Here is an 18874-nt window from a genome sequence, read left to right as displayed (position 1 = left end):
CGTTGTGGTTGGGGTGTTTGAGCAGAATCCGTCACGCCGCACGGGGATTGAAGCCGTGCAGATCAATGGATGTACGCTGCTGGCCGATCAGTTCGCTGAGCAACTGCCCGCTGCCGCAGGCCAGGGTGAAACCGAGCGCGCCGTGGCCGAGGTTGAGCCACAGATTGCGATACGCCGTGGCGCCCAGCAGCGGTACGCCGGTTGGGGTGGCCGGGCGCATGCCCGCCCACTCCACAGCCGCGTCGTAATTCCCGGCATCGGGAAAGGTGTCGCGGGCCTGGCGCTTGATCAGTGCCAGCCGCTCGGGATCTACCGCCGGGTCGAAACCGACGATGTCCACCATCGCCGCCACCCGTAACTGTTCGCCGATGCGCGCGTAGACGATCTTGCGGTCGTAGTCGGTGATGCTCACGTCCGGCGCCCGATGCCCGTTGCCGATCGGCACGGTCAGGCTGTAACCCTTCAGCGGATACAGCGGCACGTGTAGGCCGGGCAGCGCCAGCAAAGAGCTTCGGTGCCCGGCGGCGATCACCAGTTGGTCGACCGGCAGGGTTTCGTCGCCAAGCTCAATGGCGGTGACGGCGCCGTGGCTGTGACGAATGCCGCTGACTGCCTGACCGAAACGAAACTCGCAGCGGCCCGACGCCTTCAATCGCACCGCCAACTGCTGGCAAAAGGCGTGACAGTCGCCGACTTCTTCATCCGGCGTGTAGATCGCGCCCACAAACGGCGCCTTGGTCAAGGCCGGTTCCAGTTGCGCACATTCGGTGGCGGACAACACCTGTTGTTGCTGCGGATCGGCCAGGCCCTTGCGCGCATGGTCGAAACTGACGGCATTGCGGAAAGTCACCAGTTTGCCGTTGCGCCGCCAGTTGAAACCGGTGAGTCCGTCATCCTCGCGCCAGCGTTTCAGCGTGCTCTGGCTGAACAGCGCCAGACGCAACAGATGCGCCGCGTTTTCGCGGTTGACCGAGGTGCGGCAGGCGGCGAGAAACGACGCCATCCAGCGCCATTGCGCCGGGTCCAGACGCGGGCGCAGCTTGAGGGGTGAGTCGCCGCGCAGCATCCAGCCGATCGCCTGCAACGGCACGCCGGCATCGGCCAGCGGCGCCACATAGCGGTAGGACAACTGGCCGCCGTTGGCGAAGCTGGTTTCGCTGCCCAAGGACTGCCGCGCCTCGACCACTGTCACTTCGAAACCGTCGCGCACCAGCGCATAGGCCGTTGCCAACCCGATCACGCCGCCGCCGATGATGCACACACGCTGAGCCATGTCCGTCCCTATTTCTATTTGAAGACGAGGCTGAGGTTAGGGTGAGGTGACAGGCGCCGAACAATGAATAAAGATGCCAGACCTATAAACAAAGGTTATGGACTCGCCATGCGCCTTCGCCACATCGAGATTTTCCAGGCCATCCGCCAGACCGGCTCGGTCAGCGCCGCTGCGCAATTGCTGCACGTCTCGCAACCCGCGGTGACCAAAGTGCTGCAGCACGCCGAGCAGCAGTTGGGCTTTCCGTTGTTTCTGCGGGTGCGCGGTAAATTGCAGGCGACCCCGGAAGCGCTGGAGCTGGAGCGCGAAGTCGACAAGGTCACGGAAAGTCTGCAGGGCGTGCGGCGCCTGGCACAGAGCCTGCGCCGCGAACCCGGCCACAGCCTGCGGATCGGCGCGACTCCTGCGCTGGCCCTGTCGTTGCTGCCACCGGCGATCCGGCAATGGACGGCGCAATTCCCGGACATCGCCTGCGAACTGTCCAGTGCCCACAGCCGCGAGTTGATGCAGAACCTGCTGATGCGCGAAGTGGACGTGGCCCTGACGTTGCAGTTGCCGGATCACCCGGGGCTGAAAGCGCAGCCGCTGGCGGCGGGGGTGCTGGTGGCGTTGGCGCCAAAGGACTTCTGGCCGCCGGCAGACGTCGGCAAACCGCTGCCACTGATGGCGCTTGCGGATGTGCCGCTGATTGGTTTATCCAGCGCCGATCCATTGGCGGCAAGGCTCGACAGCTATCTGGAAGCGGTGGAGCCACCGCCACGGGTGCGGATTGCCGTGCAGACCTATTCGCTGGCACGGGCGATGGTCGAGTCCGGTGCCGGCGTCGCGGTGATCGATCCGTTCACCGCACTGGGCGCCTCTGTGGCAACCACCACCCTCCGCCCCCTCGCCCCGCCACTGCCGATCACTTTGTACGCCGTGACCCGCGCCAGCGAGCCACCACCGCATACGCTCAACGATCTGCTGCAGATTTTCAGTCAGCGAGCTGAACAACAACTCAATAACCTGCACTCGGCACAAGTCTGATGTGGGAACACAATCTAATGTGGGAGATTGGGGACAATTTCAGTTAGAGGACATAAAACAGAATCGCCACAAAGTGCAGCAGACTCCCGGCGATCACGAACAGATGCCAGATCCCGTGCGCATGCCGTAACCGGTGATCCAGGGCAAAAAAGATGATGCCCACGGTATACAACACCCCGCCCGACGCCAGCCAGGCAAAGCCTGCCGTGCCCAACGCCGCAATCAACGGTTTGACCGCCACCAGCACGATCCAGCCCATCACCGCATAGATCACGATCGACAGGATTCGCGCTTCGGAGCGTGGTTTGATCTCCTGCAGGATGCCGATCAGCGCCAGCCCCCAGACAATTCCGAACAGCGTCCAGCCCCACGGCCCGCGCAGCGTCACCAGACAGAACGGCGTGTAGCTGCCGGCGATCAGCAGGTAGATCGAGAAATGATCAACCTTCTTCATGATCGCTTTCTTGCGCCCGCGCACGCTGTGGTACACGGTCGAGGCGCTGTAGAGCACCAGCAAGGTAAAGGCGTAGATCGCCACGCTGACAATTTTCCACGGACTGCCGTCGAGGCTGGCAATCACCAGCATCCACACGCCGCCGATAAATGCGGCCACTGCCCCGACCAGGTGCGTCCAGGCGTTGAGTTTTTCCCCGTGATACATGTGTCGCTCACCTCGTTATTCGTTACCGCAGCGCGCAAGGCTCGGGCCTTGAGCGTAAAAGCGCAATGTTTCTGTTCAACGCGGACCTGCGCACGCCACGGTAATTGGGCACAATCGGTCGATACCAAAAAGAGTCCGCGCCATGCTGATCGACGAAGAGTTGACCCTGAAAAAACTCGAGGTGTTCCTCGCCTTCATGCGCACCGGCAACCTGGCGCGCGCCGCTGTCGAGTTGCAGACCAGCAACGTCAGCGTGCACCGGGCGATCCATTCGCTGGAAAGCGCCCTGCGCTGCCCGCTGTTCAAGCACGAAGGGCGCAACCTGACGCCACTGGAAAGCGCCTACGTGCTCGAAGAACGCGCGCAGAAGCTGATTCAGGACGTGGTCGAAAGCGTGCGCCTGACCCGCGAGGCCGCCGGGTTCTCCGCTGAACGCTTCAAACTCGGCTCGCTGTATTCGCTGACGGTGAAAACCGTACCGCAACTGATCATGGGCCTGAAGATCCGCCGCAGCGAACTCAACATCGACCTGATCCTCGGCTCGAACATCGACTTGCTCTACAAGCTGAAGAACATGGAAGTCGACGCGATTCTGGTGTCGCTGGACGACACGGTCAGCGACCCGGACTGCGAGCAGATCCCGCTGTTCTCCGACGACATTTTCCTCGCCACGCCGGCAGATTCAAGATTCGCTCAACGCAGTGAAGTCGATCTGGCAGAGGTGCGCGATGAAACCTTCATCACCCTGACCCAAGGCTTCGCTACGCATCAGGACGGTATCCGGGTGTTCAAACAGGCGGGGTTCGAGCCGAAGGTGGCGATGCAGGTCAACGACATCTTCACCCTGCTGAGCATGGTCAGCTCGGGGGTGGGTTATGCGTTGCTGCCGGGAAGGATTGCGGCGGTGTACGAGAACCGGGTGAAGCTGATTCCGTTGCAGGAGAAGTATCGGTTGCAGCAGCACATTGGCGTGGTGTTTTTGAAGGCCAAGGAGCGTGATCCGAATTTGCTGGCGTTGTTGGCGGAGTGTCGGATGTATGCCAATCGCCAGGCTTGAGGCCGAGTCGCGCCCTTCGCGAGCAGGCTCGCTCCCACATTGGAATGCATTTCCCTGTGGGAGCGGGCTTGCTCGCGAAAGCGTCAGCCCAGACAACTCAAATTCCGTATCTAGCCAACAATCCCGCGAACAATGAAGAACAACAGCGAAGGCCCGAGCAAACAGCCAAGCCCGGTGTGGAACGTCGCCGTCAACGCCCCATAAGGCACCAACCGCCGATCCGTCGCCGCCAGCCCTGCGGTCACCCCGCTCACCGTTCCGGCCAAACCACCGAACACCATCGCCGAACGCGGGTTATCCAGGCCCATCCAGCGCGCCGCGACCGGCGTGCCGACCATCACCAGAATCGCCTTGATCAACCCGGTGGCAATCGACAGCGCCATCACATCCGACGTCGCGCCAATCGCCGCACCGGTCACCGGGCCGACGATGTAGGTCACCGCGCCCGCGCCGATGGTGGTCATGCTCACCGCATCGCGATAACCGAAGGCCCAGGCCATGCTCGCGCCAACAATGAACGGCAGGATCGTACCAAGCAACAGCGCAATCACGCCGATCAACCCGGCCTTCTTCGCCTCGGTCGCCTGCACTTCGAACGCCGTGGCGACGATCGCGAAATCACGCAGCATCGCCCCGCCCATCAGGCCGATGCCGGAGAACAGCGTCAGATCCGCCAAGCCTTTCTGGCCGCCAGTCAGGGTGCCGCCGACCCAGGCCAGTACCAGACCGATGACGATGGCAATCGCCGAGCCGTGAATGCGCCCGAAGGTCAGGCGTTTCGAGAGAATCACCGAGACCCACATGATCACGCCGACGAAAGCGAACGCGGTGATCAGGCCGTTGTGTTCCAGACCGTTTTCAATGAGTGCCCACATGTCAGCGACCTCCTACCGGGGTGCCGACCGGAGTGACTTCCACCGGTTCGTCGGGCAACGGTTCGCCTTTATGGGTGCGGCTGATCAAGGCAATCGTGCAGCCACACACCAGCACCGAACCGATGGCCGCCAGCACCGCCACCGGGCCGCCGTGCAGGGCGGTGACGACGTTCTGTTGCGCGGCCATCGCCACCACCACCGGAATGTACATCGCGCCCCAGAAGCCGACGCCCATCTCACAATCCTTGGTCATGCCGCCGCGTTTCTGCATCCACAACCGCGCGCAGATCAACAGGATCATGGCGATGCCGACCCCGCCGACGTTGGATTTGACGCCCAGCAACACGCCGAGCATGTCGCCCATGATCACCCCTGCCAGCGTACAGATCGCCAACAGCGCCACACCGTAAATAATCATTGTTGTAGTCCTCAAAGTGCATCGTCGAATGTTGTTTTTGTTGTTCGAAGCCTGAGTCGCGGCGGTTTATGGTCGGCGGCCACCCTCCTCTCGCAACAGCGCCTGCAAGGTGTCCAGACGCGCACTGTCGAAGGCAGTGACCGTGCCCGATTCAAACACCCGGCGCGCCAGCCCGGTCAGCACCGCACCGGGCGGCAGTTCGATTTGTAAACGTACGCCGCGCTCGTAAGCGCTTTGCACGGTGCCGCGCCAGTCCACCACGCGGCACATGTTGAAGGCGAGGTCGTCACGCAAGGCATCTGGCTTGACCAGCGGACGCGCGCGGCTGCCACTCAGGTAACCGATTGTCGGGGTTTTCAGTTCAACCTTGGCGAAGGCTTCCGCGAGGATTTGCGCCGGCGCTTCCAGCAACGGACAGTGTGACGGCACGCTCACCACCAGGCGTTTCGCCAGACCGGCGCCACGACCGCGCGCCAGTTCGGCCACCGCTTGCATCGCCGCGTCGCTGCCGGCAATCACCACCTGGTTATCGGCGTTGATGTTGGCCAGGTACACCGGCGACTCCGCGCTGTGCACCTGCGCCAGCAGCGTTTCGACGGTGGATAATTGCAGACCGATGATCGCGGTCATGCCATTGCCCTGTGGATAAGCCTGCTGCATCAACTCGCCACGCAGGCTGACCAAATTTAACGCATCGCTGAAGTTCAAGGCCCCGGCAACTACTGCTGCCGGGTACGCACCGATGGACAGGCCGGCGACGTAATCCGCCGTGAGTCCGTCCTGCAGCAACTGCCGCGAGGCAGCGACCCCGGCGATCAACAAGCACAGCTGAACCGCCCGGGTGCTGCGCAACGCATCGGCAGAATCGAGCCGCGCGACATCTTCACCGAGCACCTCGCTGGCCTCGGTCAAGGTTGCCCGAGGCAAACGCTGGAGCATGCCCGGTTGTTGCGCACCCTGGCCGGGGAACACCAACAGGCTGCTCACGCTGCCTGCTCCTGCGGGTTCCACGGGTCAGCGACCAGACACGCTTGATGGGCGTTTTTCAGCAGCACCCGTGCAGACCCGCCGGCCCATTCGCGCAAAGCCACTGCACCGAACGGCGTCTGCAATTGCATGTCCACTCGACACACGGCTTGATCAAAGAACTCGACCAATTTGCGTGCCTGATTTCGGGTAATCAGCTGCGGGGCACGCAGAATCAGATCGAGATCGCTGGCCGCGTGCATCGCTCTAAAACCACTGGCCAACTCAAACCCGACACTGCCGCTGACACCCCAGACCCAACCGCAATCATCGAGCATCGGCCGCAGTTGTTTTAGTGCCTGCATCACCGGTAAATCGCGCTCGCAACCGACATGACACAGCGCCTCAGGACTAACGCGACAGGCAATCGACTCGACCGGCATAAACGCCGCAAGCCGCTGTTCACGCAATACGCCGCGAACACCCACCGCGACCAAACCTTCTGCGCTCACCGCGCGCCGCACCACCACCGGTTGCCCGGCAGCCAGCGACTCGACTGCCCACTGCGGCGCATCCGCCGGTAGCTGCGCTGGGGTCATGCCCCACAGCAGGTCGTGGGCCAGTGGCATGTTCACCACTGCGCCCTCAACAATTCACGCACGCGGCTGGACGCTTCACGATTTTTCGCGCCGAGACGCTTGCGCAAGTCAGTGCTGGAGATATCGTCGATGGCCTGTTTCAGGCACTCGGTCACCCGCGCCAGATCCTCCGCCGTCGGCTGCTCGATCTGCTGCACCGAGAGGGTTTCCCAGAGCAATCCGAGGCTGGCGTAGCTGTCGATGTCATAGGCCATCGGCGGCACGCTGGCGGCCAGCGCTTCCAGTTCCTCGACACTGCGCAAGGTCACCCGCGCCGCCGAAGCCTTGCCCATCGCATGCACCATCACACCGGGATCGCGCAGGGCAATCAAGCGGTTGGCCTGATAACCGTGGGCAAGAAACGCCCCGGACATGGCCTTGCCCACCAGCAGCGCAATCACCGGATGCCCGGCCAAACGGGCGCGGGCATAACTGTTCGCCGCACCGGCCAGTGCCTGATGAATGCCGAGGGCTTCTTCGCGACGACCGTAAGCCTGGCTCGGGACGTCGACGATGGCGATGATCGGGCGTTTCTGCGCTTTGTCGCGATCCGCCGTGATCGCGTCATCCACAGTCTTGGCCAGCCCCCAGCCTTCGAGCAAACCGACTTCGCCGTTGCGAGCCCGTGGGAAACGGTTGTCGGGGTCAGCAACCACAGCGATAAACCGCCCCAGCTCACCGTCAGCAACCTTCAACGATGGCGGCAAACCTTCGACCGCTTTCGCCCCACCGGTCAGGGCGTTGAACCAGTTCAAACCGCGCACGGAATAACCACTCATGAGCGCTCTCCTTGATACAGATCGCGAACCACCGACGGCTCGATTTGCTTGGCGGTGTCCAGGCTCGCCAGACGTTCCAGGAACCATTCGGCGCGCTGACTGCGCGGCTGAGCAGGCAAGCCTTGTTGCAACAACTCGCCCACCTGCTGGCGAATCTGTGCCACATCATCGGCGACATAACGATCCACCAAGCTGCTAGCGAAACGCTGCTCGCCACCGGTCAGGCTCCAGATGAAGGGCCGGTCGCGGGAGTCGTATTCCTCGATCCCGGCTTCCTGCTCGATCACCTGCGGCCCGTTCAAACCGAGACGCGCTTCCTGGGTTACCAGCAAATAACTGCACAGCGCAGCGGCAATCGACATGCCGCCGAAACAACCGACGCTGCCCGCGACCACACCGACCACCGGTTGGTACTGCTGCAAATCGACAATCGCCGCATGAATATCGGCAATCGCCGCCAGCCCGAGGTTGGCTTCCTGCAAACGCACGCCACCGGTTTCCAGCAGCAGAATGGCGCGGGTCGGAATGCCTTTGCGGTTGTCTTCGGCGGCCAGTTCCAGCGCGCCGGCAATCTTCGCTCCGCCGACTTCGCCGAGGCTGCCGCCCTGGAACGCGCCTTCGATGGCGGCGATCACCACCGGCAAACCGTCGACGCTGCCCTTGGCGATCACCACGCCGTCATCGGCTTGCGGCACCACGCCCTGACGCTCCAGCCATGGCGACATCACCCGTTGAAACGGGTCGAGCAATTCACGGAAGGTCTCGGCGTCGAGCAAGGCTTTCGCCCGTTGCCGCGCCCCGAGTTCGACGAAGCTGTGCTTGTGCAACAGCGCTGCGCTGTCAGTCATGGCCGATCTCCTCGAAACCTTGTTCCAGACGCAGACGCACCACCCCCGGCGTGGCGCCGAAATCGTGGATATCGATGGCCATCGCCGGTGGCGTGGAGCCGTCGAACATCCGCGCAAACAGATGTTGCCAGCGCTGCTGCGCACCGTTGACCGAGGTCTGCACATTGATCGTCAGCTTGCCGGCCAGCCCCGGTTCGATCAGCACTTCCAGATCGCCCGAGCCGACACAACCGACCAGCGCGCGCCCGCGTGGCGGCTGCCCGGCGGGGAATTCAAAGGATAAGGTTTCCATCAAAACGCTCCCTGAAGGATGCCGTCGCGCTCGATTCGATCGAGCAGCAGCGTGGCGGCGAGCAAGTCGGCGGCGCCACCGGGCGAGGCATTCAATGCGATGAGTTGTTGATCCAGTTCGTGCAGGCGCCGACGCCCGCCGAGGCTGGCGCTGCCGCCGGCGTCGAGCACCGCTTGCGCGCCTTGTTGCATGGCGTGCAGGCCTTGTTCACCGGCGCGGTAGAGCACGCAGGTGTCGGCCAGATCGGTCATGATCGCCAGCAGCGCATCGAGCCGGGCGTTCTGTTCGCCGTGGCCTCTGGCGCGGCTGCGTTTGAGTTGCGGCAGGCCGCGTTGCAGCACAGACGGAAAGCCGAGTTGCGCTTCCTCACGGGCACCGCGTGCGCCGTAACGCAGGGCGACTTGTGCGCCGTGGCTCAGCGGTTTTGGTGCGTAGCGGTCATCGAGTAATGCCAGACGTGCGGCGCGCAAGGTGACGGCGTTGGCGCTGGAGGATTTCGGTTCGAGTGCAGCGGCGGTCACCAGTAACCCCAGTGCCCAAATGGCGCCGCGATGGGTATTCACACCGTTGGTGGTCGCGAGCATGGCTTGCTCGCCTTCGCGACCGATGCGGCCAATCGCTTCGCGCAACGTTGAATCGACTGCGCCGATTTCAGCCGCCGCTTCGGCCATTTCCTTGAACGCCGGCCACAACGACAACGCCGAGGCGTGCATCAGGCCCAAGTGCAGATCGGTGTGCGCGCCATTGCCGCGCCGGTCGACCAGCGCCGGTTTCGGCGACAGATCGGCTTCGTCGATCAGCGCATCCACCGCCAGATCGGCCAGGTGTTCGCGGAGGCTCAGGGGTTTCGCTTGCAGGTTGAGTGCGTGCATTACCAGCTCCTGAACTTGGCGGGAGGGTTGTAGAGGCCGCCGGACCACTCGACCAAATCGGCAACGCTTTTCGCCGCCAGCAGTTCGCGGGTGGCGTCGGTGCGGCGGATGCCGAGGTCTTCGGGCAAGGCGATCAGGCCTTCGCGGCGCATGCGTTCGGTGTCTTTCGGGTTGTGGCGCAGGCCGATGGCGGTCACGCCCGCAACCGCAGCGATCATCGCCTGGCGTTCTTCCAACGAGCGCGCCTTGTACAGGTAGGCGATGCCTTCCTCGGTGAGCAGGTGGGTGACGTCGTCGCCGTAAATCATGATCGGCGCCAGCGGCATGCCGCTTTTCTTCGCCACTTCCACCGCGTCGAGGGTTTCGACGAAGGTCGGTTTGCCACCCTCCTGGAAGGTCTCGACCATTTGCACCACGAGTTTCTTGCCGCGTTCGAGCATCGGTTGCTGTGAATCGTCGTGGCGCATGTCGAGCCACGCCGGGGTGCCGTGACGGCGACCACGCGGGTCGTGGCCCATGTTCGGTGCACCGCCGAAACCGGCGAGACGACCACGGGTCACGGTCGAGGAATGCCCGTCGCCATCGACCTGCAGGGTCGCGCCGATGAACAGGTCCACCGCGTACTGCCCGGCGAGTTGGCAGAACATCCGGTTGGAACGCAGCGAGCCGTCGCGCCCGGTGAAGAAAACGTCCGGGCGCGCGGCGATGTAGTTTTCCATGCCCAGTTCAGTGCCGAAGCAATGCACGCTCTCGACCCAACCGCTCTCGATCGCCGGGATCAGGGTCGGGTGCGGGTTGAGCGTCCAGTTGCGGCAGATCTTGCCTTTGAGGCCGAGGGATTCGCCGTAGGTCGGCAGGATCAACTCAATGGCAGCGGTGTTGAAACCGATGCCGTGGTTGAGCGACTGCACGTTGTGTTTTTCGTAGATCCCGCGAATCGCCATCATCGCCATCAACACGTGCACCGGTTTGATGTGCCGTGGGTCGCGGGTGAACAGCGGTTCGATGTAGAACGGCTTGTCGGCCACCACCACGAAATCCACCCACGAAGCGGGGATGTCCACGCGGGGCAGTTCGCTGACGTCGTCCACCAGTTGATTGACCTGGACGATAACGATACCGTCGCTGAACGCGGCCGGTTCGATCAATGCAGGGGTGTCTTCGGTGCTGGGGCCGGTGTAGATGTTGCCGGCGCGGTCGGCCATGAACCCGGCCGAGAGCACGACGTTGGGGATCAGGTCCACCACCAGCCGCGCGTAGAGTTCGATGTAAGTGTGAATCGCGCCGATTTCCAGCAGGCCGTCTTCGAGCAACTGGCTGATGCGCAGACTCTGGGTGCCGGCAAAGGAGAAATCGAGCTTGCGGGCGATGCCGCGTTCGAACAGATCCAGATGCTCGGAGCGACCGACGCTGGGCATGATCATGTGCAGATCATGCAGCTTGGCCGGGTCAGCCTTGGCCAGCGAACGGGAAAGGAAATCCGCCTGTTTCTGATTGTTGCCCTCCAGCACCACCCGGTCGCCGGGATGGATCAACGCTTCGAGTGCCGCGACGATCTTGTCGCTGGGCAACACCACACCGTCGGCCAGCCCGAGCACCTTGTCGAGACGCCGCTGCTTCTCGTCACGCCGCCGCGTCCAGCGCGAGTCGGGGGAAATTGTTGTTGTCATGCTCACTCCACGGGGTTCGCTGTCGTGGAGCTACGTTAGGCGTGTGGGGTGGGGGCATCAATCAAGCGCGGTGGTAAATCATTACGCTGAGCGTAACGTTCACTGCCGCATTCGCGAGCAGGCTCGCTCCCACAGGGGTTCTGTGTCGTGCTCAAAATCCCGGATCACTGAAGATCCAATGTGGGAGCGAGCCTGCTCGCGAAGAGGCCAGTCGGAACACCGCATCAATCAGTCCGTGGGCACCAATTTGTCCAACACCCGATTCACCGCCATCTCCGCCACCATCACCACCTGAGCAATGCCCTGCAGGGTCTTGCGGTGCGTGCCTTGCACCAGCGCCGCATGGTTGTTGAGCATGACCGTAGCGGAGCCGAGGGATTCGCTGGCGTCGGCCAGCAGGGATTCGCTGTCGGCGTCGGGGTTGGCCATGTACAGCGTGTTGGGGGTGTAGGGCGTGGCCATGAGGTCGGGTTTTGGCGGGCCGAGGTAATGGTCGAGGGCGCGTTCGGCGGCTTCGTGGAATTTCTTTGATTCGGGGGCTTCGTAGGGGGATGCCGTGTCGGTGACCGGCGGGTTAGGTGTTACTTTGAACATCGGAATGTACCTCTGTGAGGCCGCACCATCTCGCTGCTAAACGGTAGGGTGGCGGCTGTGCGCAAGTTAGCAGACCGGTCATTCCGGAACCCGGCGCACCCGAAGGTGCCATGCACACAGCCACCATCAAGCGCAGGCGAATGCCTGACCGGATGAGACTTGTACGACCGGAATAAAACGAAGCCGGGCTGCTAAACCCGATCACTGGGAATCAGTGACGCAATCAAGTTACGCAGCCTGCCGAGGGCGCACAAGCCGGCGGATTCTGGTGCATGCGTAGGCAGCGGCGCAAGGATTTGTAGGCCGGTGAGGCGTAACACTGAGTGTCTTTAAACAGCTGTGCTGGAAAGTGTTTATTGCGCTACAGAAATCGGACTTTATTTGTAGGAATCGGGTGAAGCGACTGGCGCCTTCGCGAGCAGGCTCGCTCCCACAGGGGATCTGTGTCGTGTCCAAAATCTGTGTTCACTGAAGATTCAATGTGGGAGCGAGCCTGCTCGCGAAGAGGCCAGCAAGATCACCACAAACTCTGGATCAGTGAACCAGCCCAGCCTCCACCAACAACTGCTCCAACCCCAACAAATCCGGCACCTTGGCCACCTGCTCCCCGACCTGCACCGCCGCCTGCTCCAGCGCACACAACGGCACATCGACATAACTCAACTGACTGTCGAGCTTGTACGAACGCGGAATCCCCTGCACCAGCAGCGCAATGAATTTCAGCTGCGGCAAGCCGCCGAGAGCATTGAGGATGACGATCCGCGCGCGTTCGCCGATGACGATTTTCTGCCCGCAGGCCGACTCGAAACTCAGCAGCGGAATCTGCCGCTCACGCCAGCTCACCCGCCCCAGGTACCACGGCGGTGTGTCGAGGTCGAAGGCGCTGGCCTGGTAGTCAATCAGCTCGGCCACGGCGACGTTGGGCAGGATCAGGTTGCGGTCGGCCAGTGGCAGCAGCAGGCCGGTGAGTTGGCTGGTGCGCGCGTTGTGGCGGCGCTCATGCATGTTTCTTGCTCCAGTGGGCAATGCTTTCGAGCAGCACCGATTCCTGATACGGCTTGCCGAGGTAGTCGTTGACGCCGATGGCCATCGCGCGGTCGCGGTGTTTCTGCCCGGTGCGCGAGGTGATCATGATGATCGGCAGGTGTTGCAAGCGTTCATCGTGGCGCACTTGGGTGGCGACTTCGAAGCCGTCCATGCGCGGCATTTCGATGTCGAGCAGCATCAGGTCGGGCATGTGTTCTTCCAGCAGCAGCATCGCGTCGACGCCGTCCTTGGCGGTCAGCACGTTCATGCCGTGGCGTTCGAGCAAACGGCTGGTGACCTTGCGCACGGTCACCGAGTCATCGACCACCAGCACCAGCAGTGGCTTCTGCGGTTCGCTGTCGATTTCCGCCTGCGCCGGACGCTGTGCAACCCGCGCCTGCATCGCGCGAATCGGTGCGAGCAGATCAAGAATCAGCACCACCCGGCCATCGCCAAGAATCGTCGCCCCGGACACGCCCTGCACCGCCGCGAACTGCGGGCCGAGGCTCTTGACCACAATCTCGCGAGAGCCGGCCATCGCATCGACCTGCACCGCAATGTGCCGGTCATTGCACTGCACCAGCAGCACCGGCAATGGAAGGCTCTGGCCGAGCAGTTTCGGGCGCGGCGCGGTTTTCAGCAGCTCGCCCAGATAGCACAGTTCGTAGCGCTGGCCGGCGTAGTGGTAGCTCGGCGGATCGTTGCGGTAGTGCGCTTCCAGATCATTCGGCAACACGCGGACGATGCCTTCGATGGTGTTCAGCGGAATCGCGTATTGATCCTCGCCGCATTGCACCATCAGCGCGCGGTTGACCGACACGGTGAACGGCAGACGAATGCGGAAGTGCACGCCCTGCCCCGGCACCGAGTCGATGCTCATGGTGCCGCCGAGCTGGCGGACTTCTTCGTGAACCACGTCCATGCCGACGCCGCGTCCGGAAATCTGGGTGATCTTTTCCGCCGTGGAGAAGCCCGGCTGCAGGATGAATTGCAGCACGTCGCGGTCGCTGATTTCGGCGTCCGGTGCCAACAGGCCGCGCTTGATCGCCTTGCGCCGCACCGCTTCGAGCGGCACCCCGGCGCCGTCGTCGCGAATATCGAAAACGATGTCGCCGCCCTCGCGGGTCAGGTCGAGGGTGATCGTGCCCTGCGCCGGTTTGCCCGCCGCCAGCCGCACTTCGGCCGACTCCAGGCCATGGTCGACGGCGTTGCGCAGCATGTGCTCCAGCGGCGCGGCCATGCGCTCCAGCACATTGCGATCCATCTCGCCTTCGGCGTTGCCGATGATGAACGCGACGTCCTTGTTCAGCTCTTCGGCGACCTGCCGCACGATGCGTTTCAGGCGCGGCAACATCCGTTCGAACGGCACCATGCGCGTGCGCATCAGGCCTTCCTGCAACTCGGTGTTGATCCGCCCCTGTTGCTGCAACAGGTTCTCGGCGTCGTGGTTGCGGCGCTCGAGGGTTTCCTTGAGATCGAGCAAGTCGGAGGCGGATTCGAACAGTGCCCGCGACAGTTGCTGCAACTGCGAATGGCGGTCCATTTCCAGCGGGTCGAACTCTTCGTAACCGAGGCGTTCGGCATCGACTTGCTGACGGCTGAGAATCCGTCCCTGGGTTTCAGTGTCGAGCCGGCGCAACTGATCGCGCATGCGTTCGATGGTGGTTTCCATCTCGTTCAGCGCGGTTTGCGCATCGCTGACCTGCTGCTCGATACGCCCGCGGAAAATCGAAGTTTCGCCGGCCAGATTGACCAGTTCATCAAGCAGTTCGGCGGAGACCTTGACCATGTCCGCGCCGGCATCGGCGGCAGGCACCGCAGGCTCGGTCTTGGCCGGAATCGGCAGCAACGGCGGCGTGTCGGGGGTCGCCGGATGGCTGAAATTCTGGATCGCATTGATCAGCCGATCCGCCGGCGGGCATGGCTGCCCGGCACGCACGCCATCGAGCATTTGCGCCAGGCGGTCATGCCCGCGCTGCACCAGCGCGAACAGTTCGGCGGACGGTTGCAGCACGCCGGTGGCGAGGCTTTCGTAAAGGTATTCGAGCTCATGGGCGAGGTCGCCGATCGGGCCGATCTCGACCATCCGCGCACCGCCCTTGAGGGTGTGCAGATCGCGCAGCAGGGTTTCCACTTCCTGCCGATTGCCCGGCTCGGCCTGCCAGCGCAGCAACGCCGCGCCGGAGCTTTCGATGATGTCGAAACCTTCTTCAAGGAAGATTTCCAGCAGCTCCGGATCATGCGCTGTGCTGTCGGGTACAGCCGTCGGCTGCGCTGTTTCGGCACTGCCGGACTGGCCCTGACGGAACTGGCGGATCGCTTCGATCAGGTCTTGCGCCGGGGTCAGTGGCTGATGGTTGTGCAACTGTTCAAGCAACTGGGCCAAGCGGTCGTGGCTCTTGTGCAGCAAGCGTCCGAGCAGCTCGCTGTAGCTGTGGCGACGATCCACCAGACCTTCGTAGAGACTTTCCAGCTCATGGGCCAGATCGCCGATGGCGTCGACCTCGGCCATCCGCGCGCCACCCTTGAGGGTGTGCAGATCGCGCTGCAAAGAGGACAGCGGCGCAGCGTTGTCCGGGTCGCTCAACCAGCGTTGCAAGGCTTGCCCGGCACTGTCGAGGATGTCCACCGCTTCTTCGAGAAAGATCTCGACGATCTCGTCGTCCGGTGCGGTCTCGGCATTGGCGTGAGCGAGTTCGGCGGTCGCGGCGCCCAGTTCGCTGATGCTCAAGGTCCTGCTGCCGTCGCTGCGAATCAGCCCCATCGCCGTCGGGTCGAGGCTTTCATCGAGCAGTTCGTGCAGGGCGCGAATGCGCTGCGGCTGTGGGGTGATTTCCTGGCCGGCGGCCAGTTCATCGAGCATGTTGATCAGCGCTTCATGGGCGTTCTGCGCTTCGTGGAAAAACCTGTCGCTGACCGCCAGGCTGCTTTCTTCGACGGCGCCATACAGGTCGAGCAAGGCTTCGCAGAGCACGTCCACCGGCAGCAGATCGGCGAGGTGTGCGCCTTCGCCCAGAGTAGTGAGTTCGTCCAGTAGCGCGCTGAGTTCCTGACGCTCGCCGGGATGTTGCTGCCAGCGCTGCAACAGGCTTTCGGCGTCGAGCAGGATGTCCATGCCCTGGGCGAGGAAGTTGTTGATCAGTTGCGGATCGCGCTTGATCCGCAGGCCAGTGTTCGGCGCGTTGAGGATCGCCTCCAGACGTTCGGCCAGCAGCGTTTCGGTGCGTTTGATCAGCGACTGCGCACCGACAATCGGTGCCAGCGGATCGTGCTTGAGCTGGCGCAGGCCGACGCGGAACAAGCCTTCGGCTTCGAGGAGCAATTCCACTTCATCGAGATCCAGCGGCAACTGATGCGCCTTGAACTCGCGCGCCAGTTTATCCAGCGGCGCCGCCAGTTCGGCAATCGGCAACACGCCGGCCATCGACGCACTGCCCTTGAGCGTGTGCAAGGCGCGCTGCAATTCGTCGCTGGCCGGCAGCGGCACATGCTCGGCAGCCTGATCGAGGAAGCGGTTGAGGCTGGCGAGGTGGGTTTCGGCCTCGTTGCGGAAGATCTCCAGCAACAGCGGGTCGAGAGCCGCCACGTCGTCGACGTCTTCGGCCGCCAGCGGCTCGACACCTTTGGCCAGCGCATGCGCACGGGCCGCCAGTTGATCGACATCAATGCGCTGACGCTGGCGCTGCATGGCGAATTCGCTGATCAGTTCCGGCAGCAGCAACAGCGTGTCAGTGAGCAACTGCTGCACCTGCGCTCCAGGCTCGACACTGTGCTCCAGCACGCGGTTGAGCAGGTTTTCCACGGCCCAGGCCAGCTCGCCAAGGATCAACGCGCGAACCATGCGCCCGCTGCCCTTCAAGGTGTGAAAGGCGCGGCGCAGTTCGGTCAGTGCGGCGCGGTCATGAGTGTCAGCCGACCAGCGCGGCAGGTATTCGTGCAGGACTTCGAGGACTTCGTCGGTCTCTTCGAGGAACACTTCGCGCAGTTCATCGTCCACCGGTTCTTCATCGACCGGCGGCGGCATCAGGCTGCCGGGCGTGATCAAGGCCGGCGGGTTGACCGCCGACACCGGGCTGGCCAGCACCTCGGCCAGCGACTGCACGGTCTCGGGGTCATCCAGTGTCTGCAGATCCTGCATCACCAGCGCTTCGCTGGGGCTGAGCACGTCGTCGAGCAGCGGCACGTGCTGCTCATGTGGAAAGAAACCGAGACTGGCGAGGCTCTTTTGTGCGACATCCAGCAGTTGTTCATTCGGCGCTTGCGGGTCGTCGCTCAGGCGTTCGAGGTAATACTCGAGGCTGGTGATGACGTCGGCCAGATTATCCAGTTGCTGCCAGCCTGGCTGGTGCGGATCGAGCAGCAGGTGTTCGCGGATGAAGCTGTTGCAGGCCTCGACCAGACTGGCCGCCCGGCTCAGCGGAATCATCGCCAGCGCGCCGCGCACCTGGGTCAGCAGTTCCGGCAACGGTTGCAGTTGCTGGCGATCCCAGTCGGCGTCGATGTAATCGACGATCATGTCCTTGGCCTGTTGCAGGCAGATGCGCGCTTCCTTGATCACGATCTGATGGATCTGCGTCAGGTCGGTGGTCGGCAGGCGCGCGTCTTCGGGGCTTTCCGGCTCGACGGTGCCGACCATGCCGGCGAGGTTGGCTTCGACGTAAAGCAGCGCGCCGGCAACGTCCATCAGGGTCGCGTCATTCGGTTCGCGCTGGCCCTGAGCGAGGCTGAGCACCACCGCCAGTTGATCGATGATGACTTTGCGCGGCTGGCCGAAACCGAGCACCGCGAGGGTGTCGGCGATCTGCCGCAGCGGCGCCAGCAGGCTCTCCAGGTCGGAGGTGTGCTGACGGTCGCTGCGCACGAACAGGTCGAGACGCTCCTTGACCCGCACCAGCTCTTCGCACAATGCCGCCAGCACCGAGCGCATCGCATCGCGGTCGGGACCGGCCAGACGCGCACGTTCTTCGTCGACCATCGCGCTGTCGGGCAACGCGTCGTCCAGGGAGTAGCGATCTTTCATGGTCAGCATCTGCCCGGTGGGATGTTCGGCTTTGGCAATATAGAACAGCAGGCTTTTCAGCAACTCCGGCGGGGGCGGCTGATTGAGGCCGCGCATGCCCTGTTCGAGCAGGCGCTTGAGTTCCTTGTCGGCGTCCTTGAACAGGCTGCGCAACGCCGGGCTGTTGGCGATGGCGCCTTCGCGCATGCCTTCGACCAGCGCGGAAGCGACCTGCCACAGCGGGCTCAGGGGCGCATCGGCGCTGAGCGCTTCGAGGCGCTGGAAAACTTTCGCCAGGTATTCGAGGTGGGTCTGATCATCCTGCTCGCGCAGCAACCCGACCAGCGCCATTTGCAGCATCTGGCGCAACTTGCGCAGCATGTTGGGCCACTCGGCCGGCTCCAGCGCGGCCAGCGCTTCTGCGCTCAACGGCGGCAAGTCCGGCAGTGGCGGGCTGAACAGGCTGGTTTCCGAGAGCAGGCTGTCGCCGCGTGCACTGCGCAGATCGTTGATTAGCGGCAGCACCACCAGCGGCAGATCGCGGCGGGCGCTCTGCACGCGATCGAGGTAAATCGGCAATTGCCCGAGGGCTTGCAGCAGCAAGTGCAGGGCTTCATCGCGATGGGCGACGCGTCCCTGCTGCAAGGCTTCGACCAGATGCTCCATCTCTTCGGCGAGCAAAGCGGCGCCGTAGAACTCGACCATCTGCAAACTGCCGTGCACCTGATGGATATAGGCCAGACACTCATCCAGCCCCGGCGTGGCCTGCGGGTCATCGAGCACGGTTTCAATCGCCTGATGCGCCTGTTTCAGCGTTTCGGCAATTTCACCCTTGACCCATTCGAGGGCCACGTAGTCGTGCCGGTCACCCATAACCACT

16 protein-coding genes are annotated in these 18874 nt (G+C 63.2%); 2 read left to right on the top strand and 14 right to left on the bottom strand.

All coding sequences use genetic code 11. From position 1 onward, the window contains the following. Window positions 1-31 precede the first annotated feature (31 nt). Window positions 32-1273, bottom strand: coding sequence for a D-amino acid dehydrogenase (locus H043_RS0102695; protein ID WP_027610599.1), 1242 nt, complete (start codon window positions 1271-1273; stop codon window positions 32-34). A 108-nt stretch (window positions 1274-1381) separates the two neighbouring features. Between H043_RS0102695 and H043_RS0102690 the strand changes: the two genes are divergently transcribed. Next, window positions 1382-2299 (top strand): LysR family transcriptional regulator, encoded by a 918-nt coding sequence (locus H043_RS0102690; RefSeq protein ID WP_027610598.1) that lies wholly within the window; start codon window positions 1382-1384, stop codon window positions 2297-2299. 43 nt (window positions 2300-2342) lie between these two features. Here the strand turns inward: H043_RS0102690 and H043_RS0102685 are convergent, their stop codons facing one another. After that, window positions 2343-2960, bottom strand: a complete 618-nt coding sequence (locus H043_RS0102685; protein ID WP_007964065.1) for a hemolysin III family protein — start codon at window positions 2958-2960, stop codon at window positions 2343-2345. A 142-nt stretch (window positions 2961-3102) separates the two neighbouring features. On the opposite strand from H043_RS0102685, the gene H043_RS0102680 reads away from it, so the two are divergent. Continuing rightward, window positions 3103-4017, top strand: a complete 915-nt coding sequence (locus H043_RS0102680; RefSeq protein WP_027610597.1) for a LysR substrate-binding domain-containing protein — start codon at window positions 3103-3105, stop codon at window positions 4015-4017. 110 nt (window positions 4018-4127) lie between these two features. On the opposite strand, the gene madM is transcribed toward H043_RS0102680, so the two are convergent. The 12 genes from madM to H043_RS0102620 all read right to left on the bottom strand — a co-directional run bounded on the left by madM (window position 4128) and on the right by H043_RS0102620 (window position 18867). Continuing rightward, window positions 4128-4892: a malonate transporter subunit MadM gene (madM, locus tag H043_RS0102675; protein ID WP_027610596.1), complete on the bottom strand. Its 765-nt coding sequence runs from the start codon at window positions 4890-4892 to the stop codon at window positions 4128-4130. 1 nt (window position 4893) lies between these two features. After that, the gene (gene madL / locus H043_RS0102670; protein ID WP_027610595.1) at window positions 4894-5310 is read right to left on the bottom strand and encodes a malonate transporter subunit MadL; all 417 of its coding nucleotides are present in this window, start codon (window positions 5308-5310) and stop codon (window positions 4894-4896) included. Between the two features lie 66 nt (window positions 5311-5376). Next, window positions 5377-6297, bottom strand: a complete 921-nt coding sequence (mdcH, locus tag H043_RS0102665; RefSeq protein ID WP_027610594.1) for a malonate decarboxylase subunit epsilon — start codon at window positions 6295-6297, stop codon at window positions 5377-5379. Further along, window positions 6294-6914 carry a malonate decarboxylase holo-ACP synthase gene (locus H043_RS0102660; protein WP_027610593.1) on the bottom strand — a complete coding sequence of 207 codons (621 nt, stop codon included), beginning with the start codon at window positions 6912-6914 and terminating at the stop codon, window positions 6294-6296. Before H043_RS0102660 ends, mdcH begins: the two co-directional genes overlap by 4 nt. Further along, on the bottom strand, window positions 6908-7693 hold the full coding sequence (gene mdcE / locus H043_RS0102655) for a biotin-independent malonate decarboxylase subunit gamma (RefSeq protein WP_027610592.1): 786 nt from the start codon (window positions 7691-7693) through the stop codon (window positions 6908-6910). The genes H043_RS0102660 and mdcE overlap by 7 nt, the downstream gene beginning before the upstream one ends. Beyond that, the gene (locus H043_RS0102650; RefSeq protein WP_027610591.1) at window positions 7690-8541 is read right to left on the bottom strand and encodes a biotin-independent malonate decarboxylase subunit beta; all 852 of its coding nucleotides are present in this window, start codon (window positions 8539-8541) and stop codon (window positions 7690-7692) included. Before H043_RS0102650 ends, mdcE begins: the two co-directional genes overlap by 4 nt. Then, window positions 8534-8833, bottom strand: a complete 300-nt coding sequence (locus H043_RS0102645; RefSeq protein ID WP_007964081.1) for a malonate decarboxylase subunit delta — start codon at window positions 8831-8833, stop codon at window positions 8534-8536. The genes H043_RS0102650 and H043_RS0102645 overlap by 8 nt, the downstream gene beginning before the upstream one ends. Then, window positions 8833-9705, bottom strand: coding sequence for a triphosphoribosyl-dephospho-CoA synthase (locus H043_RS0102640; protein ID WP_027610590.1), 873 nt, complete (start codon window positions 9703-9705; stop codon window positions 8833-8835). Before H043_RS0102640 ends, H043_RS0102645 begins: the two co-directional genes overlap by 1 nt. Next, window positions 9705-11375 (bottom strand): malonate decarboxylase subunit alpha, encoded by a 1671-nt coding sequence (gene mdcA / locus H043_RS0102635; RefSeq protein ID WP_027610589.1) that lies wholly within the window; start codon window positions 11373-11375, stop codon window positions 9705-9707. Before mdcA ends, H043_RS0102640 begins: the two co-directional genes overlap by 1 nt. A gap of 228 nt (window positions 11376-11603) precedes the next feature. Continuing rightward, window positions 11604-11969, bottom strand: a complete 366-nt coding sequence (locus H043_RS0102630) for a hypothetical protein (protein ID WP_027610588.1) — start codon at window positions 11967-11969, stop codon at window positions 11604-11606. A gap of 534 nt (window positions 11970-12503) precedes the next feature. Continuing rightward, a complete protein-coding gene (locus tag H043_RS0102625; RefSeq protein WP_027610587.1) occupies window positions 12504-12974 on the bottom strand; it encodes a chemotaxis protein CheW in 471 nt (156 codons plus the stop codon). After that, the gene (locus H043_RS0102620) at window positions 12967-18867 is read right to left on the bottom strand and encodes an Hpt domain-containing protein (RefSeq protein ID WP_027610586.1); all 5901 of its coding nucleotides are present in this window, start codon (window positions 18865-18867) and stop codon (window positions 12967-12969) included. Before H043_RS0102620 ends, H043_RS0102625 begins: the two co-directional genes overlap by 8 nt. Window positions 18868-18874 lie beyond the last annotated feature (7 nt).

Origin of the sequence: Pseudomonas sp. URIL14HWK12:I6, assembly GCF_000514195.1 — a bacterium.
Lineage (GTDB): Bacteria > Pseudomonadota > Gammaproteobacteria > Pseudomonadales > Pseudomonadaceae > Aquipseudomonas > Aquipseudomonas putida_A.
This window is presented reverse-complemented; position numbering and strand designations above follow the sequence as displayed.